The sequence below is a fragment of the Sporosarcina aquimarina genome (genome assembly GCF_033253705.1).
Lineage (GTDB): Bacteria > Bacillota > Bacilli > Bacillales_A > Planococcaceae > Sporosarcina > Sporosarcina aquimarina.
On record NZ_JAUBDH010000005.1, the window covers coordinates 274,429 to 297,738 of the forward strand.

At 45.2% G+C, this 23,310-nt stretch carries 33 protein-coding genes; 26 read left to right on the forward strand and 7 right to left on the reverse strand.

Features of this window, described 5'->3' with window-relative positions; genetic code table 11:
- Positions 1–125: 125 nt before the first annotated feature.
- Entirely contained in the window at positions 126–1,118 is a 993-nt protein-coding gene (locus QT716_RS10445) for a tyrosine-type recombinase/integrase (protein ID WP_317935984.1), read from the forward strand.
- A 622-nt stretch (positions 1,119–1,740) separates the two neighbouring features.
- Here the strand turns inward: QT716_RS10445 and QT716_RS10450 are convergent.
- Complete coding sequence (locus tag QT716_RS10450) at positions 1,741–2,265, reverse strand: hypothetical protein (RefSeq protein ID WP_317935985.1); 525 nt, start codon at positions 2,263–2,265, stop codon at positions 1,741–1,743.
- Positions 2,266–2,452: 187 nt separating this feature from the next.
- Positions 2,453–2,797 carry a helix-turn-helix domain-containing protein gene (locus QT716_RS10455; RefSeq protein WP_317935986.1) on the reverse strand — a complete coding sequence of 115 codons (345 nt, stop codon included), beginning with the start codon at positions 2,795–2,797 and terminating at the stop codon, positions 2,453–2,455.
- Between the two features lie 216 nt (positions 2,798–3,013).
- Here QT716_RS10455 and QT716_RS10460 point away from each other — a divergent pair, with 216 nt between their 5' ends.
- The 20 genes from QT716_RS10460 (at position 3,014) to QT716_RS10550 (ending at position 13,099) form a co-directional block, all read left to right on the forward strand.
- Complete coding sequence (locus QT716_RS10460; protein WP_317935987.1) at positions 3,014–3,247, forward strand: hypothetical protein; 234 nt, start codon at positions 3,014–3,016, stop codon at positions 3,245–3,247.
- Positions 3,248–3,510: 263 nt separating this feature from the next.
- Positions 3,511–3,780: a helix-turn-helix domain-containing protein gene (locus QT716_RS16275; protein ID WP_398293150.1), complete on the forward strand. Its 270-nt coding sequence runs from the start codon at positions 3,511–3,513 to the stop codon at positions 3,778–3,780.
- A 228-nt stretch (positions 3,781–4,008) separates the two neighbouring features.
- Positions 4,009–4,209, forward strand: a complete 201-nt coding sequence (locus QT716_RS10465; RefSeq protein WP_317935988.1) for a hypothetical protein — start codon at positions 4,009–4,011, stop codon at positions 4,207–4,209.
- Positions 4,210–4,567: 358 nt separating this feature from the next.
- A complete protein-coding gene (locus tag QT716_RS10470) occupies positions 4,568–6,445 on the forward strand; it encodes a hypothetical protein (protein WP_317935989.1) in 1,878 nt (625 codons plus the stop codon).
- Between the two features lie 44 nt (positions 6,446–6,489).
- Entirely contained in the window at positions 6,490–7,272 is a 783-nt protein-coding gene (locus QT716_RS10475) for a hypothetical protein (protein WP_317935990.1), read from the forward strand.
- A 125-nt stretch (positions 7,273–7,397) separates the two neighbouring features.
- A complete protein-coding gene (locus tag QT716_RS10480) occupies positions 7,398–7,625 on the forward strand; it encodes a helix-turn-helix domain-containing protein (protein ID WP_317935991.1) in 228 nt (75 codons plus the stop codon).
- A 37-nt stretch (positions 7,626–7,662) separates the two neighbouring features.
- A complete protein-coding gene (locus QT716_RS10485) occupies positions 7,663–7,797 on the forward strand; it encodes a hypothetical protein (RefSeq protein ID WP_317935992.1) in 135 nt (44 codons plus the stop codon).
- 109 nt (positions 7,798–7,906) lie between these two features.
- The gene (locus QT716_RS10490; protein WP_317935993.1) at positions 7,907–8,473 is read left to right on the forward strand and encodes an HNH endonuclease; all 567 of its coding nucleotides are present in this window, start codon (positions 7,907–7,909) and stop codon (positions 8,471–8,473) included.
- Positions 8,470–8,640, forward strand: coding sequence for a hypothetical protein (locus QT716_RS10495; RefSeq protein ID WP_317935994.1), 171 nt, complete (start codon positions 8,470–8,472; stop codon positions 8,638–8,640). Before QT716_RS10490 ends, QT716_RS10495 begins: the two co-directional genes overlap by 4 nt.
- Positions 8,641–8,771: 131 nt before the next feature.
- A complete protein-coding gene (locus QT716_RS10500; RefSeq protein WP_317935995.1) occupies positions 8,772–8,954 on the forward strand; it encodes a hypothetical protein in 183 nt (60 codons plus the stop codon).
- Positions 8,935–9,300 (forward strand): cysteine-rich VLP protein, encoded by a 366-nt coding sequence (locus QT716_RS10505; RefSeq protein ID WP_317935996.1) that lies wholly within the window; start codon positions 8,935–8,937, stop codon positions 9,298–9,300. Before QT716_RS10500 ends, QT716_RS10505 begins: the two co-directional genes overlap by 20 nt.
- A gap of 133 nt (positions 9,301–9,433) precedes the next feature.
- A complete protein-coding gene (locus QT716_RS10510; RefSeq protein WP_317935997.1) occupies positions 9,434–9,787 on the forward strand; it encodes a hypothetical protein in 354 nt (117 codons plus the stop codon).
- Entirely contained in the window at positions 9,784–9,930 is a 147-nt protein-coding gene (locus tag QT716_RS10515) for a hypothetical protein (RefSeq protein WP_317935998.1), read from the forward strand. Before QT716_RS10510 ends, QT716_RS10515 begins: the two co-directional genes overlap by 4 nt.
- A complete protein-coding gene (locus QT716_RS10520) occupies positions 9,923–10,105 on the forward strand; it encodes a hypothetical protein (RefSeq protein WP_317935999.1) in 183 nt (60 codons plus the stop codon). The genes QT716_RS10515 and QT716_RS10520 overlap by 8 nt, the downstream gene beginning before the upstream one ends.
- Positions 10,095–10,307: a hypothetical protein gene (locus QT716_RS10525; protein ID WP_317936000.1), complete on the forward strand. Its 213-nt coding sequence runs from the start codon at positions 10,095–10,097 to the stop codon at positions 10,305–10,307. Before QT716_RS10520 ends, QT716_RS10525 begins: the two co-directional genes overlap by 11 nt.
- A 1-nt stretch (position 10,308) precedes the next feature.
- The gene (locus QT716_RS10530) at positions 10,309–10,722 is read left to right on the forward strand and encodes a hypothetical protein (RefSeq protein WP_317936001.1); all 414 of its coding nucleotides are present in this window, start codon (positions 10,309–10,311) and stop codon (positions 10,720–10,722) included.
- Complete coding sequence (locus QT716_RS10535; RefSeq protein ID WP_317936002.1) at positions 10,719–11,309, forward strand: hypothetical protein; 591 nt, start codon at positions 10,719–10,721, stop codon at positions 11,307–11,309. Before QT716_RS10530 ends, QT716_RS10535 begins: the two co-directional genes overlap by 4 nt.
- Positions 11,309–11,485 (forward strand): hypothetical protein, encoded by a 177-nt coding sequence (locus tag QT716_RS10540; protein ID WP_317936003.1) that lies wholly within the window; start codon positions 11,309–11,311, stop codon positions 11,483–11,485. Before QT716_RS10535 ends, QT716_RS10540 begins: the two co-directional genes overlap by 1 nt.
- Positions 11,486–11,624: 139 nt before the next feature.
- Complete coding sequence (locus tag QT716_RS10545; protein WP_317936004.1) at positions 11,625–11,858, forward strand: hypothetical protein; 234 nt, start codon at positions 11,625–11,627, stop codon at positions 11,856–11,858.
- Between the two features lie 656 nt (positions 11,859–12,514).
- Positions 12,515–13,099: a recombinase family protein gene (locus QT716_RS10550; protein ID WP_317936005.1), complete on the forward strand. Its 585-nt coding sequence runs from the start codon at positions 12,515–12,517 to the stop codon at positions 13,097–13,099.
- A 556-nt stretch (positions 13,100–13,655) separates the two neighbouring features.
- Here QT716_RS10550 and QT716_RS10555 read toward each other — a convergent pair.
- Positions 13,656–14,423, reverse strand: coding sequence for a hypothetical protein (locus tag QT716_RS10555; protein ID WP_317936006.1), 768 nt, complete (start codon positions 14,421–14,423; stop codon positions 13,656–13,658).
- A gap of 468 nt (positions 14,424–14,891) precedes the next feature.
- On the opposite strand from QT716_RS10555, the gene QT716_RS10560 reads away from it, so the two are divergent.
- Positions 14,892–15,164: a hypothetical protein gene (locus QT716_RS10560; RefSeq protein ID WP_317936007.1), complete on the forward strand. Its 273-nt coding sequence runs from the start codon at positions 14,892–14,894 to the stop codon at positions 15,162–15,164.
- A 271-nt stretch (positions 15,165–15,435) separates the two neighbouring features.
- Here the strand turns inward: QT716_RS10560 and QT716_RS10565 are convergent, their stop codons facing one another.
- The 3 genes from QT716_RS10565 to QT716_RS10575 form a co-directional block, all read right to left on the reverse strand.
- The gene (locus QT716_RS10565; protein ID WP_317936008.1) at positions 15,436–16,134 is read right to left on the reverse strand and encodes a pseudouridine synthase; all 699 of its coding nucleotides are present in this window, start codon (positions 16,132–16,134) and stop codon (positions 15,436–15,438) included.
- 90 nt (positions 16,135–16,224) lie between these two features.
- Positions 16,225–16,389, reverse strand: a complete 165-nt coding sequence (locus QT716_RS10570) for an aspartyl-phosphate phosphatase Spo0E family protein (RefSeq protein WP_317936009.1) — start codon at positions 16,387–16,389, stop codon at positions 16,225–16,227.
- Positions 16,390–16,699: 310 nt separating this feature from the next.
- A complete protein-coding gene (locus QT716_RS10575) occupies positions 16,700–17,665 on the reverse strand; it encodes a polysaccharide deacetylase family protein (RefSeq protein ID WP_317936010.1) in 966 nt (321 codons plus the stop codon).
- Between the two features lie 399 nt (positions 17,666–18,064).
- Between QT716_RS10575 and QT716_RS10580 the strand changes: the two genes are divergently transcribed.
- Positions 18,065–18,673: a protein kinase family protein gene (locus QT716_RS10580; RefSeq protein ID WP_317936011.1), complete on the forward strand. Its 609-nt coding sequence runs from the start codon at positions 18,065–18,067 to the stop codon at positions 18,671–18,673.
- Between the two features lie 182 nt (positions 18,674–18,855).
- Here the strand turns inward: QT716_RS10580 and QT716_RS10585 are convergent, their stop codons facing one another.
- Complete coding sequence (locus tag QT716_RS10585; protein WP_317936012.1) at positions 18,856–19,242, reverse strand: hypothetical protein; 387 nt, start codon at positions 19,240–19,242, stop codon at positions 18,856–18,858.
- A gap of 230 nt (positions 19,243–19,472) precedes the next feature.
- Between QT716_RS10585 and QT716_RS10590 the strand changes: the two genes are divergently transcribed.
- From QT716_RS10590 to QT716_RS10600, 3 genes are all read left to right on the forward strand, one after another.
- Positions 19,473–20,393: an HNH endonuclease gene (locus tag QT716_RS10590; protein WP_317936013.1), complete on the forward strand. Its 921-nt coding sequence runs from the start codon at positions 19,473–19,475 to the stop codon at positions 20,391–20,393.
- A 176-nt stretch (positions 20,394–20,569) separates the two neighbouring features.
- Positions 20,570–22,495 carry a DUF2075 domain-containing protein gene (locus QT716_RS10595; protein WP_317936014.1) on the forward strand — a complete coding sequence of 642 codons (1,926 nt, stop codon included), beginning with the start codon at positions 20,570–20,572 and terminating at the stop codon, positions 22,493–22,495.
- Positions 22,496–22,627: 132 nt separating this feature from the next.
- The gene (locus QT716_RS10600; protein ID WP_317936015.1) at positions 22,628–23,044 is read left to right on the forward strand and encodes a YkvA family protein; all 417 of its coding nucleotides are present in this window, start codon (positions 22,628–22,630) and stop codon (positions 23,042–23,044) included.
- Positions 23,045–23,310 lie beyond the last annotated feature (266 nt).

Sequence of the window (23,310 nt, forward strand, 5' to 3'; positions counted from 1 at the left end):
TAAAAGCGGTACAAACCGCGGTATATCAACCTTCTAATGACGAAGAGAGTAACGGTCTATGAGCGGTCACACTACGCACATATGAGCGCTTGCCTTCTAACTCGTCGTTAGGAGGTTTTTTTGCGTTGTCTAAGAAAAGAAACGGATTGGCCGTCAATGCGGACTTGTCGAGTATGTTTAACGCAGAGAATGACGTCAATATGCCCGCGGTAAATCGAAAAGCCGCGCTGTCTATCGAAAAGGCGCTAGAAATCGTTGTCCGTCAGATGCGTGCAAGCGGATTACGTGAGCGGACGGTAAGTGACTACGAAACGTACGTAATGGACTTCGTAATAAAGACAGACGTCGAATACTTGCTCGCTATTGATGCCGATACAATTTACGACTGGCTATCGTCTATGAACGTCAAGCCAACGACTAAGCGCGTTCGTTTAAAGTGTTTCTGCGCGTTTCTCGGAAAGTGTTTCAACAACGGCTGGCTCACGGATATGTTTTGGAAGAATATTCGCATACGTGTCGATGAAGAAGTTAAGGAAGGCGCAACGGAAGAAGATGTATTTAATATTCTGCGCTTGCTCGACTTATCGCGCTTCATTGAATTGAGGGACGCGGCGGCGATTCTCACGATCCACCAAACAGGCATACGACTAGCCACGTTATCGGCGCTTGAAGAACGACACGTAGACTTAGAAAACTGTCTGTTGCGTATCGAGGGCGCCTTATTGAAGAATCGTAAGGTTATATTGTTGCCGTTCGATGGTAGGTTGCAAAAGTTATTCGAGGTGTTATTCGAGCAGAATCGGATAATTCGCGAAGAAAAGGGCGTTCAGAATGAGTACGTATTTATTACTCAATCCGGCGAAAGTGTTTTTAATGAAAACTCGCCTAAATCAAACGCAATAGCTAAACGGCTGAACTTTTACAAGCGGACGTATGGAATTAAGAATATTAATCCACACGGTCTACGCAGAGGATTCGCCAAAGACATATACAGACGCAGCAAAGGCGATCTTGCGCTTGTTAGTAAGGCGTTAGGGCATTCGGACTTTGCAGTAACAGCAAGATATTTACATTTAGAACCGGAAGAAGTAGCGGATAAGCTACGTGAATTTAGATAAACAAAAAGAGGCCAAGCGTTGGAGCGCCTAACCTCTACAATTACATATGATTACACTAAGTTCGCGCAAAGTGTATGTACCTTCATTATATCGAAAAAAATTCGATGATGCAAGGTCTATTAAGTGCACCCTTTTTTAGTGTCAATCCGACGTGGAAACGCCTACTAATACGTCGTTAATCTAACCTTGACCGGTTACGTCGAGCCGCCGCAATAAATCCGACTATATCGCCCGCTAAGACGTTCCTTGTTGCGTTGGGTGACGAATGGGCGAGGACGGCCCTATAACGGTCTGGCTAGGTTTACCGGCGTGTTACGGCACGGGTAAACGTATTCTGTTATCGACGTGGACGGTAAAGCGGCGGGAATACGTGGATTGAAAAATCCCGATACAACAAGGGCATACGAGAAACCTCGGCCGTCACTATGACGCTGATTGATCGCAGTTATCGTTACTTTATTTTCAACTACGATTCTATTCGTTTTTGAAAGTAAGGTAACGAATCCGCGCCGATTTCCTGAACCGAGCAGCTATTCTGCTGATTTGAAAAGCGGAAAGTCAAGGAATAAGTACATAAAGATTAATTGAATATGAAACCTTTTGAACGATAAATGAATCGAATTTAGATTTTCGTGGCGTTTGATTTACGTTTATCTTTTTCACTATGAAGTTTATCTATCTCTATTATCCATTGTTTTTTAAATTCTTTTACTCTAGCTTTATAGTTGTCAGTAGTTATTATATTCTTATCCAACAAATGCTGTATGTGTTGTAGTTTCTTTTTATACTCGTCTGTTAAATAGTTCAAGGATCGATTATACTCTTCATCAACTTCTGGCTTAGCGACCTTCATTTCAACTTGTCGCTTCTTATGATCTTCTTCAATCCTTTCCACAATAACGTTAAAATCTTTCTTGTCTTTAATATTATTTACAATTTTAGGTATTTGGGTAAGTAAGGCGATAATAATTATGCTAGATATAAGAAGTACAGCTAAATCATCATCAATCCCCTCGGCACCAGAAGATAATCTCGCCACCCCCATAATACCGAAAGCGATATAAACAAAAACTTTCTTATTACTCTCTTTCATTAAAAGAATAACAATAATTGCGATTACGACAAAAATACCTGTAATGATATCCATCTTCATTCTCCTTTAAATATTTTTTATTTTTAAAATGTCAATCATGCACAATCCAATTATACCACTTAAATTTGTTTGACTTACCACTTTATATCAATCAATTTGAGTATTCAAAAAAGTGTTTAATATTTAAGTTAAATTATAAAAACCCCGACGCAGAATTACGTCAGGGCTTCGTCACTTCGTATTAAAACTTAACATTATACGGATTAGCTAAGTTCATGATTTCGCTTTCCAGTTCAAACGTGAGCAGCTGCGTTATATCCGTAATATCTAACGCCCAAGCTATTTTCTCGAGCGTGGGAATATGAAGGCGCTCGATGTTACCACGTGTAAGCTGCGAGATTGTCGCTTGTCTAACGTCTGCCATTTCCGCTAGTTGCATTTGCGTTAGCCCGCGTTCGTCCATACGTTGCTTTAGATGGAGAATGACACGTAGCTTATCTTGTGCTTCGTTCTCTAAATCCGCCTCGGTCATTATGAGATCGGGTAGAGCGTCCTTGCCAACTTTAAAGGGCTTTTCATCTGCCATAATGTCACCTGCTTTTTAGATTATATTTATACTTTATACTCTTATACGTTTAAATGCAAATTAGTTATTGACTTCTATTTTAGCCGATGTTATATTGATTATACTCCTAAGCGTTTACGAGTTTTTAAAGCGGGTATACATAAATAAGAGCGTTTTTTATTTACTACCTTTATACTCCTATGCGTTTAATAGTATAATTAGAAAAGGGGAATTTACATGACAAACAATCAAATCACTTACAAGCGGACAGCAATCGGCTGGTTCAACGTAACACTAGTAGAAACTGGAGCAATCATTAACGTATCGCCAGTGGTCTTTTACGAAGCAACAGAAGCGAGCAATCGAACAAAGACCGGCTGTACGGAATTAACGAACGAACAATACAGACGCATTATGAGTGATCGTTGGACTCGTGTAATTAGTATGGACGACGTAAAGCGAACAATCTAAGAACGTCGCTCGGTGCCGTGTGGGTGCGCCAACATCTGCGGGCTAAGTGGAATCGTAACCGCGCCAACGGGACGAGGACAGCCGGAAACGGCGCAGCGTAGCGAGGATATTATGCAATTGTGTCGGAATTGTGAACGGTTATATTACAGTTGTGTTACAAATGCGTTTTGATGGGTGTCTTTTAGTCGATTACGTACCTTTAGGGGTGGGAAGAGATAGCGCTTTTTATTTACATACGCAGCTATCTAATATAAGCAAAGGAGTTGATCCATATTCTAAACGCAGACAATCTCGCAACCGTCCGCTCATTCCACGGCCTAACACAACGACAACTGGCCGACCTATTGGACGTATCACAGCCGTACATTGCGCAAGTAGAGGCAGGCGCGCGCCCTATGACGGACAACCTCAACGCCAAGATAACGACCGCCATCGATTTATCGCCGGACAAACTGGCGCAGATCGTTGCGTTACAGGCACAGATAGACAAAATAACGCTAAACTACGGAAAAGTCGCTTGTATCAACGGTTAGGCGCATTAGTAGGACGGACGTCAAGGCAGTGTATTTCCGGCGGCGTCCGAAATCTTTTAATAAAACGCAAAAAAGACGCTACAAATGCTAAACAATCGCAAATGTACGCCGATATTATACTTAGGTGTGTCTATTTTCGCCTATAGTGTATCCAAATTATCACTGTAACGCAAGTATAACACGGTGGACGGCGGAGTGCAAGCGAAATTACACAAAGGAGCGGATTACATGACGGACAGAAAGAACGTCGAGCGCTGCGTATTGAGTTTACGAGTAGCACGCGCATTAATCGAGCAAGGGTTTCCGGTCGTGGACATAGCGACATCGCACAAGTTAGAGGGCAAAGTCGTTGTTAAGTTCGATGCGACAGCGGAATTAGATGCGGCGCTTGATAAAATACGGGCGGAATTTAGGCGAGAGGTTACTTAAATGTTTACGGATCAATAGACGGATGAGAAAAAACGGACACTTCGCTATATAAGGTCTATATAACGATATGTCCACTTTTTACGAAACTCGCGGATAAAATTCATTTTAGACGCAACGGGTTTGACTTTAGGCTGTTTACAGCAAACGCAATAAACGAGATTAGCAGTTCAAGAGATACCGTCAAAAGGCTTTCGCCTTTATGCCGGGGCTTACGTTACACAAAACGCCTACCACGTATTTAGAACCTATCGCATATATCTATTGCTGGTCTTTCTTTCCAAGCGGAAAAGGCGGATTGACACGGTACTGATCCGTAAACATCAACGATACTAATTCTACTAAAAGGGGACGATTTACCATGACGACATTTAACAAGGTATTACAGGACGGACGCCAACCGATGGAACTCGATGCGCTGATTGAACTTGATAACGATTCGTTGCGCGGTATTTATGCGGAGGCCTCTTTGCTTGCCCGGCACTGGCGCAAGGACTTAACGACGAACCACAACGTACACAACATAACGGACGACGAGGAGCAGTTTGCCACGATGACCTTTAACGCATGGTTACGTGATATGAAAATGGACAGGCCGGTCATTATTGGAGCACCGCCTGCGTTCGGCAAATCGGCAATGCTTGCGACATTCTTGCGTATTATGTGTGCGCAGTATCCTGATAATTTTGGCGCGGTGGTTGTAAAAGAGCGCGTGGCTGAAATCGAAGCCTTACGTAATCAGATTAACGATTATTGCGGAGCGCCCCGTGCATTTACGATTAAGAGTTTCGACGCCGAGCAAGACAACCGACTGGACTACGAGGAGCAGTTTCATAAGCAGAAGAATTACAACGTAGTTCTCATGACGACGAAGCAACTAGAACGACAGGCGATGCGGGATAGTTTGAGTAATTTCACGGAATTTATCATGGAGGATGGCCGTAGCTTGCGACGATCCTTGCTACTAATTGACGAGAAACCGTCGCTAGTATTGTCGCATACGTTGTCCGCGCGGAACTTAAACGACTTTATGAGTGACGTTCTCGAAGTCAGCCGTGACCGTAAAGGAAAGCTGAAAAGCTATTACAATCGCGTGCGCCAGCTAGTAGACGAGTTGCGAGCATTGCTAGAATCGCCGGAAACAGAAGTAGGCGAACTTTCAGCGATTGAGCCGCGCTTTACGGTGCCAGTCCGTTTAGTACGCGACTTTGCAGAGGCTTACGGTCATGACCGCATGACGACGTTGCGTGCAGTTGAGCGTGTAATCAATGCGGGCGGCGAGTATAACGCATTTCAAAGCGTTGGCGTTGTTACAAGTACGCACGTTATTCACTACAAATACACGCTATTTAATACGTACATTTTAGACGGTACTGGAGCGACTGATCCTGACTATATGTCGAGCGATTTCCATATCGTGCAGCCGGACGCCTTGCTCGATTATAGCAACGTGACATTTAGAGTTTGCGACAGTTATAACTTATCGCGGACGGCACTACGCCAGTCGCCGCAGTCAGTCGAGGCCGTAGTCGAAATGACACGTGAAATTATTGCGAATCATGTAGGACAAAAAACGCTAGTTGTCAGCTATGCAGAAAATACGGAAGGCTTGAGCGAGGCATTGTCGCCGGAAATCGCAACGGGGAAGGCGAGAATTAAACACTTTGACGGTGGACGCGGGAGTAATGACTACGTAGACTGCGACAATGCTATTTATATCGGCTCGCTATTCAAAGGCACTCCATACTACACAACTGCGTCACAGGCGGTCATAGGCGACCGTGTGAGCGTCGAACTCGAACGAGGACATACTATGACAGCTTCGGGGCTGACGTTCAATGACGATCGAGTGGAACAGTTCAAACGTGCGGATATTGCGGTCAATATTGTTCAGGAAACGAACCGGTTGCGAGCGAGTAGAAAGCCCGGCAGAGTTACGATTTATTTATTTAACCGTGACGTGGAAATGATAGAGATTGTCCGTAATCATTACCCGCTGGCTAAATTCGAGGAGTTTACACCGTTGCAGAAGTTGACGGGGAAAAAGACAGCTATCGACTCTATTATCGACTACTTTGCAGCGATGAAGTCCGGCGAGCGAGTGAAGCAATCTGCAATATACAAAGAGTTAGAGATTAGTAGTAAAACTTTCAGTAGACAGGCGGATACAGAAAAGTTTAAGCAGGCAATGGTTAAATACGGAGTTATTAAAGAAAAGACATTTTACACAAAAGAATGAGTCAAAAATCAACTATAAAAATTCAACTAAAGGGGAAATCATTCATGAAAACAAATAAGACTACTAATCCAGCAATCGACTACTCAAATATGCCGAGACTAAAGGCGTTTCATTCGGTCAATTACGGAGGTGACTTCACGCAGCGGAAAATTGAGGGGTGCGAGCAATACGCTAACGTCACGGATATGCAGTTAAAACGTGCGCCACGGACGACACAGGAAGGCGCAGCCCGCGATATGATTACGATGATCGAGCGAGCCGAGCAGTCGTTAATCCGTGCTAACCCGCCTATCAATTGCAAGGGCTACGTAGAGCGCGCAGACTACTCGATTATGTCGTTATACAGCGATTACAAGGACAAGATAGAGTACGGTTTGGCTAATTGGTCGGACTATCGTGCAGAACGCAAGAAATGGTGCCAGTGCCGTTATATGTACTGCTTAAATATGTTCCCGATTGAACGCGATAACTTTAAACGCAAGCCAGCCAAGCGGAAAGACGCTCGATACTGTTGCGATGATTGCCGCGTAGCACAAAAAGACGCTGACAAACGCTACAAAGCGACCGGATCATACTTGCCTGTCTACTATTACATGCCGAAATTGACGGAAACAGTTAACGATGAAGCGCGTTTATATGAGAGTGCGACGGCGGCAGACGAAATTGAGCGACAGATTGACAAGCGCAAGACGGAACGTCCTGTAAAAATGAAGCGGACAGACGGCGGGGGCACTCGCGGCGGTGTAATTAAGAAGTATAAATCACTCGCGGAGGCTGAAAAAGGGTATGCCGAGCAAGACCGGACAGGGTGGACGAAAATAAGTTGATTTAATTGCATAAACTTTCGTGAAAACTTGACAAGAGCCGTGGAGATAATCCCATATATAGTAAGAGGGTAGAGTGCAAAGCCCTTTATTTTTAGGGCAACTATAAACAATTAGGAGGGTGAGCGATGAATAATGAGCGATTCAAACAAATTAGGCACAGTCACGAAATGACACAGGAGCAATTTGCTGCATTTTTGGGAATGGGCCGATCGACTGTTGCAAATATTGAAGCCGGTAGAACGCCTGTAAGTGACAGAACTAGAGCACGTCTTGCAAAAGTGATGGACGTTTCTCAGGTTCTTTCTTTTTTTGACGATATAAATAAAATTGAAAAGGTTTTCCCAATTAAATAGTACCATGTCAATTTTAATAAGTCAAGGAGTTGATTTTATGACTGAAAAAGAGCGTACAGACGCGCTTATCGCGTACTTGCACGCACTAGTTACGGTACAAAGCGGCACGAGCGTAAGAGTTTTTGCAGAAATACAGCGAGTAATCGCGCTACTAGAAAGTAAATTGCAGTAAAAATACGAATGAATGAGGAGAATGATCGAATGAAAACTATTATCGGAATTATTAAGAGGCTAAAAGCAATTGACGCAAAGATTAACGCAGTAACAGGCGGTGGCCGCTCATGACTACAAAGCCAAACGTAAAAACTTGCCCGAAATGCCACGGAGAAAAGCCGCTAGAGAAGTTCATGTATGCGGACAAGCTACGCAGCTATTGCAACAATTGCGAACGCCAGCAGACGAAGTGGCGTATTGCCCGACCGGAGAACCGCTTACGAACCGCATTAAAGGACGCAAAACGGAGCGCAGCCAAGTATGGAGCAGTCGATACGCTCACACTCGACGATTTACGCTACCTATTCACGGTCGCGAACGGTCGATGCGCATATAGTGGCGCATTTATGAGCGCACCAAGCGTTGAACACGTTAAGCCCTTGTCAAAAGGCGGTACTAACTCGGTCGATAATATTTTAATCGTTGAAAACGCGCTCAACAAAACGAAAAAAGATGGCGATCCGGCAGAGTTTATCGACCAGCACTACGGCTTTGCAGTCACCCGCGAAATAATCGAATTACTGGCAGCAAGGCGCGGCATCGACTTTGACGTAGTTTATGCCGAGTTTGAGGACGCGCAAGCCGAGTACAGCAACGAGTTTTATCGCAAGTTGATCGGCGGTGCTGGACGATGATCGAACTATACGAGCAGCAACAGCGGGAACTACAAACACAGTTTGCGGATTTTACGGCGGTCATGACGGCGCGTCTACTAGGGCGGGAATTGACGCCGCTAGAATCGGACTATCTAAGGGGGAATACGAATGAGCAGCGACAAACAGACGTATACGGTCGAGGTTGAGTTTATGGAGTTTTGTAAAGAAGGACGCACGGGCGGTGTCTACCCGATAATTTATCGCGGTGACGACTACGCAATCTGCTACGACGAATCAAAAGCCCGCTCATTCCACGTCACGCTCGGAGGGTTGCCCGATGCAGACGATTGAGCGGGGCGTTACGGTCAGCTATCCGCCCTCAGCAAGGCACAGCGACAAGCCCGGCGAACCTATGACGACGTTCAAGCTGACGGAAATGAAAGACGAGGCTATCGAGCGCTACGGGCTTAGAAAGTACGTCGAGCGGGGCGGTGACTACGATGATAAACCGCGAAGTTAGTAGCTACGTAAAAAAGAATTGCGCCAACTACGACCGCGACGGCTTATGCCATTTTGAAACGGACAGCACGGGCGGTCGCTTGTGTCCGCTAATTTACGACCTCGGCAAAAAGTGTAAATACGCAGAGCAAGCGGTCATTCCCGGCGACTCTACTATTGAGGCGATATACAACGCGGGCAAGGTCGGAGCAACTGCCGATATGTGCGAGCGCTGCCGGTCGCCATTTGAGCGGACGAACAACCGGCAGAAATATTGTGAGCGATGTGCTGCGATTGTGCGCGCTGAAAAGGAAGCCCGACGCAAACGAGAATATCGACTTGCGGACGCGCTGAAACGCAAGGACTAACGGGCGCATTTAGGACGCCTAACGTGCGTTTAAAGGCGGTTTACGCCGCGTACATCGGCGATAAGTAAGTGAGGGGTGTACTTGTTAGGGGTACGTCTATTTGACGTTCTAAATGCGGACAGGAGGGTGTGCGATGGAAGTCGTAAGATATGCCGTTATCGTGGCGTGGACGGAAACGGGCGAGAAGGCTTACAGCTTGCTAGGACTGGACGACGACTATAAGCCGGTTGCAATCGAGCCTGTATACGTTGGGAATGCGTCACAGGTCGATATGTTGCGGCACTGGCTCAACAAGGTAAACGGACAGCGTGAGCAAGGACAGCAAGCGATTGTCTTTACGAATATGAAGGCAGCACGGCAGAAGAGCGCTCACGTAATGGATTTTGAGCATATTCACGTTAAATATAGTAGTGAGTTTACGAGAAAATACGCAATGGCGATGCAAGTCGCGCTAGATACAGCAAAAAAGGGAGAAGATCGTACATGAAAACAGCAGACAAAACTAAACGGCCGGCACGCAACACACGCAAGCCGGTTGCACCCAAGCAATATAACCGCGCCGGAATCGAAATCCAAGGAGAAAGAGAGCCGCGCACTAGAGTATTTCCTAAAGGTGAGCGCGATGCCTAAAATATATTGGAATAACGTCACATCGGAGATTTACGCAGACTACCCGTCAGGTAGAACGCGCACAATACCGCTGCCGGACGACATTGACACAACAGAATTAGCTTACGTTTTACAGTCCGATACTCTCCGCGCAGTTATTGATGCGCTGGATAGGGGGCGTCAACGTGAATGCTAAAGCAATCCAACGTGTACTGGACGACAAACGAGCGAAAGAAAAGCGTATGCGATTAGCACGGGTCGAGGCGGAAACACACGCATACCAACCGCCCAAAGCACCGGAAATCGACCTAACTAAAGCGGCCGCAGACGCGAAAGCAATCGGCACGGTAAAGGCACGCGCAGAATACGCAAAATTAAAACGGAAAGCAGGCGGCTAAAATGAAACACTTTGCAACGGTAAACATTGAAAGGCTCGACAATCTACGGCTGCTAGTCGCAAATATACACGCGGAGGAATCGGGTGCGCTTGTAAATCAAATTATCGTCGAGTATGAAGGTATCACAGCGGCGTTGCTGACGTTGATTGACGCAGATGTGAGCCACGTATTGACGAGTGATCGTAGTCTGTACGCAAAGATACTGGCAGACTCTCAAATGAGCGCGGAATTGAAACATAAGAGTGTCACGACCGACACGGCCAGCGCGGTTGAAACCAACGCGGAGATATTGCGAGAACTGTACGGGACGGAGAAAGACGAACCGGAAACACACAAGCAGCCTAGCGTTTGGCGAATATGGCTTGCGTCACACCTACAAAAAATAACGAATATAATCGGGGGCATAAAACAATGACAAACTTTATCGAATTTAACACATACGAAGATTATTTAACGCAAAATACGGAGCGCGCACAGGCGGTCGATAAGTTTAGACAGCGTGAACGCGACGCCTTGCAAGCACACGCAGAACTGAAAGCGGAGTACGAAAAAGTTATCGCGGACAGCGTAGCAAGCGGCAAGGACGCGACTAAACAACTAGACGCACTTGACGCTAAGATTGCAGAGGCCGAGCGTGTGTATATCCGACGCCAGCAGGAGTTAGCGGTAGCACACGCAGCCAAGCCGACCGGCCTAAAGACAACGGACGTAATCGAGGCACAGCGCGAATGGGCGGGCAAAGTTGACGCAGAGCACGTCGCCCCGTTCCTAGAAAAGATGCAGAAAGCACGCGAATTAATTGCCGAGGCTGTCGGTGAGTTTAACGATGCCGAGCGCGAGTACGGCGGCTATATCGAAGAAATTAAGCACGTATACAAGACCGCAAGAGCCAACGGCGACACGCGCAGCCTTATGTATCCGGTAAACCCGTTTAATAGGACGAGCGTGCAACAACAGGCGGATAAGATCGAGGACACTCTAAACGGAAAGGGAGCGAACTAATGATTAATCACACGGTTAAAACGACACTACAGCGCAAAATGGACAACGGAGAACGCATTACTGACGAAGATATTGTACAGGCCGCGGAGTACGCAAAGGCTTACGGCGGTACGCAATCGCTCGCATTGTATGCGTCGGTAAAACGCGCAGCGGCGCAACAGCAAGACGAAGAATAAACGCAATAAGCTGCGATGAAGGTAGCGAGGTTTGGAAGCCTTGCCGCATGGAGCAGTCGAATAATATCCCTTGAGCGTATGGCCTTGTCAGCCGTGCGCTTATTTGTGTTTTAAAAATAGTAGAAACGGAGTGGGTCGAATGATTATCAAATACAATCCAATTTTAATTACCGAGGACGAGCACGTAATGGAACGCGCAAATGATGCAGTTAAGACGATTGAGGACGTGGATATTAGCAGTTACAAAGTAGACGCTAACACGCTCGCACGTCTTTTCAACGAAGCGGAATACAAGCGATTTAACGACGATGCGGCACTACGATACGCAGCGCTCAAAGCTAAGTTTATCGAACGTATGCAAGGAATCGAATAGAATGGGGCGTATGGCTTAACGGCTGTACGTCCTTTTTTTGTGCGTAAATATAGCGCAAGTATGGCGCGGAGAAATGGACGGAACACAAGCCGGACTAACAGGCGCAATATGGACGGTCGCCTAACGGGGCATATATAGAAGGAAAGTATACGGTGCGTGCGTTAGTTGGCGTCAGTAGAGGCTGCGGTTAGTTGCGTTTATTTGCGGGAAAGGGGCGTAGATGGACGGACACCCTAAACGCTTTGACGAAATAGGCGGCATGACATACGACTGTCAAGGCGATTTGCTTGACGGACATAACCGGATAACGGCGATACCTTATAGAAGGAACTCGGATAGGATACGCAGCCAGTCCGTGAGGTGGCGTGTCTGATTGCGTCATGGTTACGAGGGATTACGGGGAAAGGGGCTGGATTGGACGGACGCTTGCCGAACTCATAGGGTGCGCGCTACTTTACATAGTCTTACTTAATCAACGACAAGGCACGGGACGGAGCGTCCTTATAAAGTCGGACTGTCGCCCCTGTCCGTTATAAGTACAGTCTAAGCGGACACTTTGCGAAAGGTCATTCTATTGGCGTTCGAGTGTCCGCTTTACATGTCCGTTATATCGTGGTATCATTAGCGTACAATCAAAACAGAACGGGGGAAACGCTATGATATACGGATATGCACGGGTGTCTACGACGGGGCAGAACCTAGCGACGCAGCTTGATAAGTTAAAGGCGGCTGGCTGCGAACAGATTATCGAGGAGAAAGTAATCGGGGTAGCTACGAAGAAGGAGCGGCTTGATTCGTTGCTGAACGACTTGCAGGGCGGCGACACGCTCATAGTAACGCGCATGGATCGGTTAGGACGGGATACTATACAACTACTTTCCTTAGTCGAAGAACTCGAACAACGGAACGTGTTTCTAGTTATCCTAGACATCAATATAGACACGCGGACACCGACGGGGAAGTTCTTTCTAACGATTATGTCCGGCTTTGCTGAACTAGACCGGACGATGATAAAGGAAAAGACAGCGGCCGGCATCGCGCTCGCTAAGAAGCAAGGGAAGTACAAGGGGCGGCCTACTAAGTTTACGGATAAGAACCCGGCACTACTGCACGCGCTCGACCTGTACGCCAACACGTCCAAGACGGTAAAGGAGATATGCTCTATATCATCGGTTGGCCGTACAACCCTATACGACGCCATTAAGGAACGGAACATTGTACGCGGTGGCAACGCTAAGTAGTCGCTCATACACACGGCGTTAAGCGTCCGTAATGAACGTTAAGCAATCGAATAGCCAGCGACTTTGACACGTTTAATCGCGTGTCTTTTTTGTCGTTTAAACGGGCGCAATTCAAGCCGCTAGAGTATCGTTCAGAGGCCACACAAGCGCCTACACGAAGTGGGGGAGGGGGGGTATACCTAAGTCTATGAACGTTGCAACGCCGCGCTAAACGTCTGATAGCGTGTCTTGTTTCGCCTGTGTATTCGTTGTGTTGTCGATGAATGAAATGTATTTAAACGCAAGCAAACAAAACGAATTGAAACGCTTTTCATTCGTTCAAACAACGCCAACAAGCGAACGAATCGACGGACAGGGGCGGGAAAGTGTTTCGGAAATCGGAATACCCCCAACGCCCCCGTCCGAATACCCCAAAACTGGTGTGTCGTAAATCCGCGCAACTTTTTTTCACTTGGGGGTTAGGCAGTCAAATCGAAATTAATTTTTCGTAGTATTTTTAAACTCGGGTAGTCGCGGAAAATATTCGCTATATCAAAATATCACTTTGACCTCTGCGTTATTTCCACTTACTTATAAACGTACCCACGCCGTCTGCCATCGACTGCGCTCCGTCCTTCACTTCGCTGACAATGTACGTCATGAGGTGCGTCCAAGTCAGTTCTTCTTCATACGGATTATTCTTTCGCAGATAACGCATGACCTTCTTTAATTCTTCCATACGCCGCTCGTCAAGTTCGCGTTTTAAGTAGTCCCGCACGTAGTCGTTAAGAAACTCGCTATTCCGTATGGCAGCGTCCAATAGTAAAGCCGTAGCGCGTGACGGGCTGACGTCCAAGGCGTATGCCAGTGTTGCGATATGTTCGTAATCGTGCGCCTTAAAGCGGATTGAGATACGTTCCGTCTTGCCCGCGGCTACTTTGCGCTGCAATGAGGGCCGGCTAATATCGCCCATATAAACGGTCTGCCCTAATCGTAAATCACGGCGGAAATTAAGCGCGAGGTAGCCGATAACCTTCTTCGAGGTCAATCCGCTAATACAGATAGCCTCCGCGACGTCCTTAACGGGTGTGTCCGTAATATACGATAGGCGATGGATCGTGTCTTTTAAAACAATCGAAATAGTTGGCGCTGATTGCCGTTTCTTATCGCTCCGCTGCTTACGCTTAACGCCCTTCCCCACTTGCATATTATCGTCCCTTCTCCGGTTTTTCCCTGCTAACGTGTATTCGTGTAACAGACTTACCACTACGATATGTCGGGGAGTGGGGCGGTATGCTTGCCGTTGTATAAGACGCAGCAAGCCCGTCCATACTGCGAGTATCATAGTTTTTGGAGGCGTTAGATATGGCGAAACAATCAAAGGCGGAGATAGCGCGCGAGGAAGCACGTAAGATTATGGATCACGGACGCAAAATAGGCTTGCCGACTAAGCCGCGCAAACGTAAGTAAGCCGGCCGGTAGTGCTATGTAGTGCGTAGTCATACGGTTAATCGGATTGTGTATAGCATAGTATATCATCGTCATACAGACGCTTCACAAGCGATTCTAACGCTCCTAATAAGTGACGTGCGGTCAATCATCCGCTAGTCATCGTTGGGGGCGTTTTAGTGTGGTTTTCGTTACCTTTACGGCACTACTGCGCCACATATGCCTTCTATTATATACTACCGAAATTTGCCCGCTTTTTATATCCGTCAATCATACTCAATATGCGGACTTTTAAAAGGGTTAATTCCGCTTATTTTAGACCGCTCTACTATCCGTTAAACTGCGATAGAAGGGTGGTGATCCTATGCGAATAGATACGTATTACACGACGACAGATTTATCAGAAGTAAGCATGACGAGCACAACGACAATCAAGTTAATTGCGAAGAAATTCAGCGAATCAATCGTAAATTTCGGCGCGAAATATAATAATGAGTGGCGCTTTAACTTCCGTGAAATGTCGAGTATTAAATACGTCATAGATAACGGACGGCAATACAAGCAAGACGACGCAGTAGAAAAAGCGCTAATGTTATTTTACGGAATTGATTGCAAACGGGAATATGAACGTATATAATTGGAGTATCGAGAAGTTAAGAAGGCGGTCGCAAGTGCGTAATCTATGACCGCTCACACTTCGTCATATGAACGGATATACTACGTCAGACTTAGCGGTCGGGGGTTCGAATCCCTCCTGGGACGTAATAGAATATCCAAACAATAAAACACGTTAACCCTTTTGCAATGCATGAAAGGATTAACGTGTTTTATTATATATTCAACGATGTATTGGATTAGGAATCCAAAAACAAAAGAATGATAAAAGGTAGCTTTGTCGATATGAAATGCTACCTATTTAACCCTGCCAGTTCCTCTTCAGTCAAATGCCGCCACTGACCAACCTCCAATGAACCAAGCTCAATATGCTTTATACGCACACGCTGCAAGTGAGTCACAGTATAGTGAAAACGTCTGCACATTTTTCGGATCTGTCGATTCAATCCTTGAGAAAGGATGATGCGAAACGTATAGTCATCTAGCTGAGTTACGGGGCAATCCATAGTTTTCATATATCCCTTAATTCTAGGAATATAAATGTCTACACCGTTTGACAAATCATCCATGAAAGCAGCCGTGATTTTTTTATCAACTGTGACAATATATTCTTTTTCTTGTTTATTCTCTTGTTTCATTAACTCATTCACAATACTTCCATCATTGGTTAATAATATAAGGCCTTCTGTTTCCTTATCCAGACGTCCAACTGGAAAAATACGTTCAGAGTAGCCAACGAAGTCGATGATATTATTCGCAATAGCAGGAGATGCTGTACAAATAATGCCGCGGGGTTTGTTGAGCAGTATATATACCTTTTGAGAAGTATGGAGGATTCGTTGGCCTTCAATTTCGACATGATCATTCACTTTAACGAAGAAAACATGAGGTGCGGTTTTGCCGTTTACTAAAACTTTTTCAGCAGTTATAAACCGCTCCGCTTGTCGTCTGGAACAGTATCCAGAACACGCAATATATTGATTCAACCTCAAGTTTTTCGCTCCTTATCCCACTTTACGTTCACTATATTCCAACATTGACTACACCAATTTCCTCAAGAAGACTTTGCTTGTATTTACATATTATGCGCAAATTCCTTGGAATCTGTTCAGTAGATCGTCTAATTCATGACTGCATTTTACTGTGCTTGGATGTGTAAATCCGAATCGGTCTGCTTTCTTATACATAATAATCCTTTTTACTTTAATTCTAAACAATAAAAACTCTTTTTTGACACCGTTATTCATTTTTATTCCCCCAAAAATAAGATTACGCTTCAAGTCATGTAGGTTTTTCTTGTTGGTATAGAAGCAACTTTCTTATCATATATAACTAGAAATGAAAAGGTTGTCGGATTTTGGATAGTAGAAAAGATTTTCTTGAGTTGTGACGATAGTGTGTATAATGTTGAAGTATTCAAACACCTTAAAGTACTGATTCATTTCAGGATAGATCCGCTTTGTGCCAAAAACAGTCGTATAACTCGAGCTTAAAGAAACGGAAGGAGATAGAGTCAACAAAATTCATGAAAGACCGTTGGGAGCCAGATCTAGTTTATCACTTGTGAACGTCCACTCGTTTTTCACTCAGCAGCTCACTGACTGTACCGAGCTGAAGTTCTTTCTTTTCGATCCCTTTGATGATCGCATCCAATCCTTCTGCGCTCGGCTTTGTCGGATGCATGAGGACCATGGATCCGTTTTCCACTTTCGCTACCACGCGCGCCACCATCTCGGAAGTCTCAGGCTGTTTCCAGTCTACGGTGTCAACCGTCCAAAGAATCGTTTTCATCTTCAATTCATCGGCCACTTGGAGAGTCGTCTCATTAAAACTTCCGCTCGGAGGAGCGAACCATGTCGGCTTTGCACCGATCGCAGCTTCAATGACCTCATTCGTTTTCGATAGCTCAAACACGGTCTTTTCTCGTGAACTGTTCGCGAGGTCGGGATGGCTATAGGCATGATTGCCGATTTCATGCCCTTCTAGGCTGATCATCGTGAGAATGTCGGGATTCCGTTTCACCCAGCTGCCGTCAAAGAAAAAAGTGGCTTTGACATCAGCTGTTTTCAGCGTCTTCAACATACTCGGAATGTGCTCCTCCCCCCAAGCAACGTTGACCAATAAAGCCGCCATCGGTTTCGCTGGATTTCCTTTGTAAATAGGGGACGGGGGAAGTTCCTTTAAATGGACGTTCGGAGAGACTTCTTTAAAGACAAAACGACTCGCAGTGAAGTCGTTTTCATCGAGCATATTCTGATAGGATTTCTTAATGTCCACTGCTAGCCCATTGTACCCCGGAATGGCTTTCCAGATAGGGTCGATCTTTGCATCGATTGGGGCGACTTCGAATTCCTTGGCATACGATTGTATGGCTGCGTAATCGTCCTCCGTCCCAGCGTCAGAAGGTGAGGGATTGGATGAAGCCGCCATCGTATCGGTAAGTTCAGGCTTCTTTTCATTGCCCAGAATCATGATCGTGACGCAAGTGATGAGCACAAGTACCAGTAGAAGAAATCGTTTCATAAGATCCACCCGTTTCCTAGTTGTCGTAATTCCATCTTGGTGTGCCCTTAAATGGGGGATTCATACCTAAACCGAACGTTCTGGCCTGCGGACAAGTCGTGTACTTCTAACCGGTCTGACGGAGACGTGCCATACTCGGGTTCGTCCTGATTGACATCGGAGTGGGTTGAATTTATAGTTGACCTACAAGTTGATATCGTACACTTCCGTTAAGGGGAGTAGCTGCTACAGTAGAAGCCGTCAATACGGGATCAGAATCCTCGGTTATACTGGCAACATTTGTTGTTTGCGAGACCTTACCATCTATTTGGTGAGGTCTTTTCTATTTGCAGACCTTATGACCAATTGCTGGTTGTGAGGTCTGTTTTATTTTTTTACGAGGAACGAAAGGGGTATTCTATGAACAACTATCCAGCTTTAGTGGACTCAATTTGTGTGGACAAGAAGAATCGGTTACTTAGTTATGACCCCTCATTGAAACTTATTGGCATCGGAAGAAGCGCATTTGTCTTCAGAATTGAGACGTCCGATCTGGCGATAAAAGTATTCTTTCCTGATTTTGAATACATTACAGAAGAAGAGGTGGCGATCTATAACGTACTTCAAGACAGTCCTTATTTTCCTTCCATTTACGAAAATGGACCGAATTATATCGTCATGGATTACATCGAAGGGGATACGTTCTTTCGATGTCTGACAAATGGAAGACGGATTACATCCGATCATCTTGAGGAAGTCGACACCGCCTTATCATGGGCATCCGATTCGGGCTTAAACCCCTCTGACATCCACTTACGCAATATTTTCATGACACCTGATGGAAGTATCAAACTCATCGACGTCGCGCGTTACAAACAAACGAAAACATGCAGACAATGGAGGGATCTGAAAAAAGCACATGCTGAAATTTACAGCAAACCCTTCTTCGCCAAAAAGATGCCGAAGCTTTTCCTGAATACCTTGGCGTTCATTTATAAAAAAGGGTGGATTCCCACGTATCGAGTATGAAGGATCTCTCTCGGTTCGTGTTTTAGGAACTTAAATGACGTAACGAGAACTCATCGTTTCGATCAACAGATTTCTTCAGAAACATGAAAAAGCAGAGCGGCTAAAGTATCAGCCACTCTGCTTCTATGAAATTTGAATTGCTTTTGCGATATTGTTCGTCTCGTCCGGGCACTACCGGGATGTCAGTGACGATTTTCTTTCGATTCAGACTCCAAACGATGAAACTTCAAATCATGATCCGCGGTCTTATGATTCACGTATGTGAAGTCCGCTTCCAGTCTCTTGAAGCCTTCACGAGTTTCATTAAAACGCTGTGTCATTTCTTCACGCGTGCCCCGCTGTCCAGTTTGCAGAAGTTGAAGTGCCGTCTTCGTTTCTGCACGGAATTCTTTCAGCTCGGTTTCCAACCCGCCTATGCGTTGGTCCATACCTTCAAACCGCTGATCTATGCCATCAAAGCGCTGGTCCATGACATCAAAGCGTTGATCCATTCGATCCAACCGTTTATGGATGGGCTGAAGTGAATCATCCAAGACGGATTTCAACGTATTGATGAACTCCTGTTCCATAGTTATCCTCCTTTCCTTTGTGTTTGTTGACTCATTTATACCCGATAAAATCCATTAGGTTCGACTCGAATGTTTCCAATTAGTAGTACGACAAGAATACCACAGTTTGCGATTATTCTACATAGAAGCTGACCTTTTCTCACCTTAATTTCTAAAGGTGCAACTTCTTCCATGAACAGCTATGATTAAAGGAGCGGAACATGCATCAGTTCGAAAAGGAGTGACGCTATATGCAAAGTTACATAGTGATGCAAGGACGTACCTATCAGGAAGAGAAGGACTTGGGCATCCTCTGGTCGCTTCAGCTTGACGCTGCCGGAAATCCGCAGCATTTCTGGGAGCGCATGAAAGAAGTGATGCCAGGAGACCGGGTCTTCCATTACGTAAAAGGAGACATTGTCGCAGTCAGTGTCGCAAAAACAAGCTATCGGGAAGAGCGCAAGCCATCTACGATCGAGTTGCCGGGCAGTGAAGACGAAAAGGGTTATCTGGTTGAAACCGACTACTACGAACTCGAAAAGCCATTGACCATTCTCGATGCGTTCGATGAACTTTTGCCGTTGCTGCCCCTGAAGTATTCACCATTTCAAGAAAACGGCAACGGAAACCAAGGCTATCTCTATCCGAGCAACGAAGAACTGACGATCAAGCTGGTCGAGCTGATCGGCGATTTGAATAGTTACGAAATCGATGAAGAACAGCTCGAGTTCGTCATGGGAACCGTGCGGCGAACCGAACACGACTTCCTTACGCCGATACTCGCTGAAACTGAAGCTGAAGCGAAAACAAAAGTACGTCTCGGCCACCAGCGTTTCCGAAACGAACTCCTGCCGTTATGGGATAATAAGTGCGCACTCTGTGACATCGGGCTGCCCGAGCTCCTTCAGGCAAGTTATGCAAAGCCATGGAAAGACAGCACCAACAGCGAACGGCTCGATCCGAACAACGGCATCCTCCTTTGCCGGAACCATGACGCGCTGTATACGAATGGAATGATCGCGTTTGACGGACAAGGGAAAATCCATATTTCATCGAGTATTGAAGAAGAGGATTTTGGAAAGTTAGGGCTGCATGGGAAGATGCGGGTGAATCGGACGGAAGGGAATAAGCCTTTTTTGAAGTGGCATAAGCGACACATCTTTAAAGAATAAGGAGTTTATAAAAGTCCGGATCTGTTGATTTTACAAACAGATTCGGATTTTTTTTTGATGAAAAATCGGGGGAGTTGATCGGTTGTCATGCTGTTGATTTAACAAGTATTGTGACAACTTAATATTACTGGTAAGATGTGGATAGAGATAGAATCCTTCAGTAAGCTGGTGATTATATGATTATTTATGAGTCCACTAAAGAGCAATTTGTTGGAGATGTCGTCAATGAGCTCCTTGTAGATCGTTTATACAATTCTTATCAAAAGAAAATAGGCAGGACGAGCAAAGCGGAAATACGTTCTTGGGAAAACTCTCTTCAAAAGATGTCTAATGTCATGCAGGACGACGACATTCCGAAAGATGCAGCAGTCGCAATTGAATTTAACATCCCGAACACATCCAAACGAGTTGATTTCTTGATTGCAGGGAATGACGGTGCACAAGATCATGTTGTAATTGTTGAGTTGAAACAATGGGAGGATGTCGAGAAAGTTCCGACTCGGGATGGGGTTGTTCGTACGTATATCGGAAAAGGCCATCGGGAAGTGGTTCACCCTTCTTACCAGGCTTGGTCGTATGCTGCACTTATCGAAGACTTCAATGAGAACGTACAGCAGCAGGAAATTCAATTGAAGCCGTGTGCGTACTTGCATAACTACAGGAAGACAGAGGACGACCCTTTAACAGATGTTCACTATGCTCCCCATATGGAGAAAGCACCGGTTTTCTCAAAAGGGAAAATTCTAAAGTTGAGAGCGTTCATTAAAAAATATATTCGTATTGGGGATCAAAACCGATTAATCTATCAGATTGAAAACGGTAAAATCCGTCCTTCGAAATCATTACAGGACACGTTGAATAACATGCTGAAAGGCAACGATGAGTTCATCATGATCGATGAACAGAAAGTTTTCTATGAAGAAGCGTTTCACTTAGCGCTCAATAGTGTCCGGACAGATACTAAGCAAGTCATGATTGTGGAAGGTGGTCCTGGAACAGGGAAATCTGTTCTGGCCATCAATCTTCTCGTGAAATTGATTGACCAGGATCTTGTGGCGATGTACGTGACGAAAAATGCCGCCCCGCGTAATATCTATTCAACCAAGCTGAAGAGGGACTTCAAGAAATCGCATATTGATAATCTATTCAAAGGCTCTGGCAGTTTCACTGAAGCAACACTCAACGAATTCGATATTCTGATTGTCGATGAAGCACATCGCTTGAATGAGAAGTCCGGAATGTTTCAAAATAAGGGAGAAAACCAAGTAAAAGAATTGATAAAAGGTTCCCATTTCACTATCTTTTTCATCGATGAATATCAGAAAGTGACATTGAGCGATATTGGCAGCAAGGAAACCATTGAAAAATATGCCTCAGAGTTCGGCGCAGAAGTGATCTCTAGGAAATTGGTCTCCCAGTTCCGTTGTGATGGATCGGATGGCTACATCGCCTGGCTCGACGATGTATTGGAAATCAGGGACACAGCGAATACGAACGACATGGGGATGGACTACGATTTCCGGATTTTTGACGATCCGAACAAGATGCTCGGAGAAATCGAGAAATTGAATGAACGAAATAACAAATCTCGTATGATGGCGGGCTACTGTTGGGAATGGCCGAAACCGAATCGTCTCGACGTCGAACACTTTGACATCACTTTGCCAGAACACGACTTTGGCATTAGCTGGAATATCGAGAACACGTGGGCCATAGAAAGTTCTTCAGTCCGAGAAGCAGGATGTATTCATACTGCACAAGGGCTGGAGTTTGATTATGTAGGTGTCATTATTGGCGATGATCTCCGAATGGAGAATGGCCAGCTTGTCACGGACTTCACGAAGCGAGCGAAAACGGACCAGTCGCTAAAAGGCATCAAGAAACTCGCAAAAGAAGACCCGGAGAAAGCACATGCACTGGCAGATCCGATTATCCGGAATACATATCGAACCCTGATGACTCGGGGTCAGAAGGGATGCTTTGTCTATTGTACGAATCCCGAATTGCAAGGGTATTTGAAAGAGCGGTTGGAGACGGTGAAGATGTATCAGAGGAAGAGGGAAAAGGATTTGTATTTGGTCGATGAGAGTGAGGAGTATTGAAAAACTTGAGATTACCAAGAACGATGCCTGTGTAAAAACGAGCATCAATGGTTGAACAAACATATTCGGAATTACAGTAGAAATAACAGCCAACGGATAAAATACAAGTGAAAAATAGGAGTGTCTAGTTAAATGGAAAATACTAAACGAGATTATTCCAAGTACTTTACGGACAAGAAGTTTTGGGATAAGGTTCTGAAATTCGGTAAAAGTGCTGGAGTGAAAGTAACATACACAGCCTTAATACTCTATTATACAATACAAAAACCATTAGTTCCTGCTAAAGCGAAAGCAGTAGTGTATGGTGCATTGGGCTATTTCATATTTCCTTTGGATCTAATTCCAGATGTAATTCCAGTAGCAGGGTATGCAGATGATATAGGTATGCTTCTTGGAGCTTTAGCCATAATTGCAATGTATATAGATACAGATTCTAAACAACAAGCTCGAAATAAGATCGTCGAATGGTTTGGTGAAAGTGTAATAGATGAAGTTGCCTCTATTGATGAAGAAATTGAAAAGAAAAAGAGTGAAGACAGTAAATCCTGATGAAGGAGAGCTTCTGAAAACGATTTAAGACACAGCTATGTAGGAGAGATTCAGGCTTCAAAAGCTGTAAGTGTCTGAATAAAATCGGTGCCTGTGTAAGACACGACTCTAGAACAATTCCAAATAGTGTCCGAATCGTGCGATGCACAGTAGTCGCCCCCCTTAAAATGGACATAAGAGATGTTATAGTTGTGGGAACATACTGTCACGGGAGGGGTTCATTTTGGAATTCATAAAAAAGGGCAGGAAGAGAATATTATCTTTTG

Coding starts and splice junctions, on each gene's coding strand:
- QT716_RS10450 (WP_317935985.1), bottom strand. CDS start 2,265: ATGGATATCATTACAGGTATTTTTGTCGTAATCGCAATTATTGTTATT.
- QT716_RS10455 (WP_317935986.1), bottom strand. CDS start 2,797: ATGGCAGATGAAAAGCCCTTTAAAGTTGGCAAGGACGCTCTACCCGAT.
- QT716_RS10460 (WP_317935987.1), top strand. CDS start 3,014: ATGACAAACAATCAAATCACTTACAAGCGGACAGCAATCGGCTGGTTC.
- QT716_RS10465 (WP_317935988.1), top strand. CDS start 4,009: ATGACGGACAGAAAGAACGTCGAGCGCTGCGTATTGAGTTTACGAGTA.
- QT716_RS10470 (WP_317935989.1), top strand. CDS start 4,568: ATGACGACATTTAACAAGGTATTACAGGACGGACGCCAACCGATGGAA.
- QT716_RS10475 (WP_317935990.1), top strand. CDS start 6,490: ATGAAAACAAATAAGACTACTAATCCAGCAATCGACTACTCAAATATG.
- QT716_RS10480 (WP_317935991.1), top strand. CDS start 7,398: ATGAATAATGAGCGATTCAAACAAATTAGGCACAGTCACGAAATGACA.
- QT716_RS10485 (WP_317935992.1), top strand. CDS start 7,663: ATGACTGAAAAAGAGCGTACAGACGCGCTTATCGCGTACTTGCACGCA.
- QT716_RS10490 (WP_317935993.1), top strand. CDS start 7,907: ATGACTACAAAGCCAAACGTAAAAACTTGCCCGAAATGCCACGGAGAA.
- QT716_RS10495 (WP_317935994.1), top strand. CDS start 8,470: ATGATCGAACTATACGAGCAGCAACAGCGGGAACTACAAACACAGTTT.
- QT716_RS10500 (WP_317935995.1), top strand. CDS start 8,772: ATGCAGACGATTGAGCGGGGCGTTACGGTCAGCTATCCGCCCTCAGCA.
- QT716_RS10505 (WP_317935996.1), top strand. CDS start 8,935: ATGATAAACCGCGAAGTTAGTAGCTACGTAAAAAAGAATTGCGCCAAC.
- QT716_RS10510 (WP_317935997.1), top strand. CDS start 9,434: ATGGAAGTCGTAAGATATGCCGTTATCGTGGCGTGGACGGAAACGGGC.
- QT716_RS10515 (WP_317935998.1), top strand. CDS start 9,784: ATGAAAACAGCAGACAAAACTAAACGGCCGGCACGCAACACACGCAAG.
- QT716_RS10520 (WP_317935999.1), top strand. CDS start 9,923: ATGCCTAAAATATATTGGAATAACGTCACATCGGAGATTTACGCAGAC.
- QT716_RS10530 (WP_317936001.1), top strand. CDS start 10,309: ATGAAACACTTTGCAACGGTAAACATTGAAAGGCTCGACAATCTACGG.
- QT716_RS10535 (WP_317936002.1), top strand. CDS start 10,719: ATGACAAACTTTATCGAATTTAACACATACGAAGATTATTTAACGCAA.
- QT716_RS10540 (WP_317936003.1), top strand. CDS start 11,309: ATGATTAATCACACGGTTAAAACGACACTACAGCGCAAAATGGACAAC.
- QT716_RS10545 (WP_317936004.1), top strand. CDS start 11,625: ATGATTATCAAATACAATCCAATTTTAATTACCGAGGACGAGCACGTA.
- QT716_RS10550 (WP_317936005.1), top strand. CDS start 12,515: ATGATATACGGATATGCACGGGTGTCTACGACGGGGCAGAACCTAGCG.
- QT716_RS10555 (WP_317936006.1), bottom strand. CDS start 14,423: ATGATACTCGCAGTATGGACGGGCTTGCTGCGTCTTATACAACGGCAA.
- QT716_RS10560 (WP_317936007.1), top strand. CDS start 14,892: ATGCGAATAGATACGTATTACACGACGACAGATTTATCAGAAGTAAGC.
- QT716_RS10570 (WP_317936009.1), bottom strand. CDS start 16,389: ATGAATAACGGTGTCAAAAAAGAGTTTTTATTGTTTAGAATTAAAGTA.
- QT716_RS10575 (WP_317936010.1), bottom strand. CDS start 17,665: ATGAAACGATTTCTTCTACTGGTACTTGTGCTCATCACTTGCGTCACG.
- QT716_RS10580 (WP_317936011.1), top strand. CDS start 18,065: ATGAACAACTATCCAGCTTTAGTGGACTCAATTTGTGTGGACAAGAAG.
- QT716_RS10585 (WP_317936012.1), bottom strand. CDS start 19,242: ATGGAACAGGAGTTCATCAATACGTTGAAATCCGTCTTGGATGATTCA.
- QT716_RS10590 (WP_317936013.1), top strand. CDS start 19,473: ATGCAAAGTTACATAGTGATGCAAGGACGTACCTATCAGGAAGAGAAG.
- QT716_RS10595 (WP_317936014.1), top strand. CDS start 20,570: ATGATTATTTATGAGTCCACTAAAGAGCAATTTGTTGGAGATGTCGTC.
- QT716_RS10600 (WP_317936015.1), top strand. CDS start 22,628: ATGGAAAATACTAAACGAGATTATTCCAAGTACTTTACGGACAAGAAG.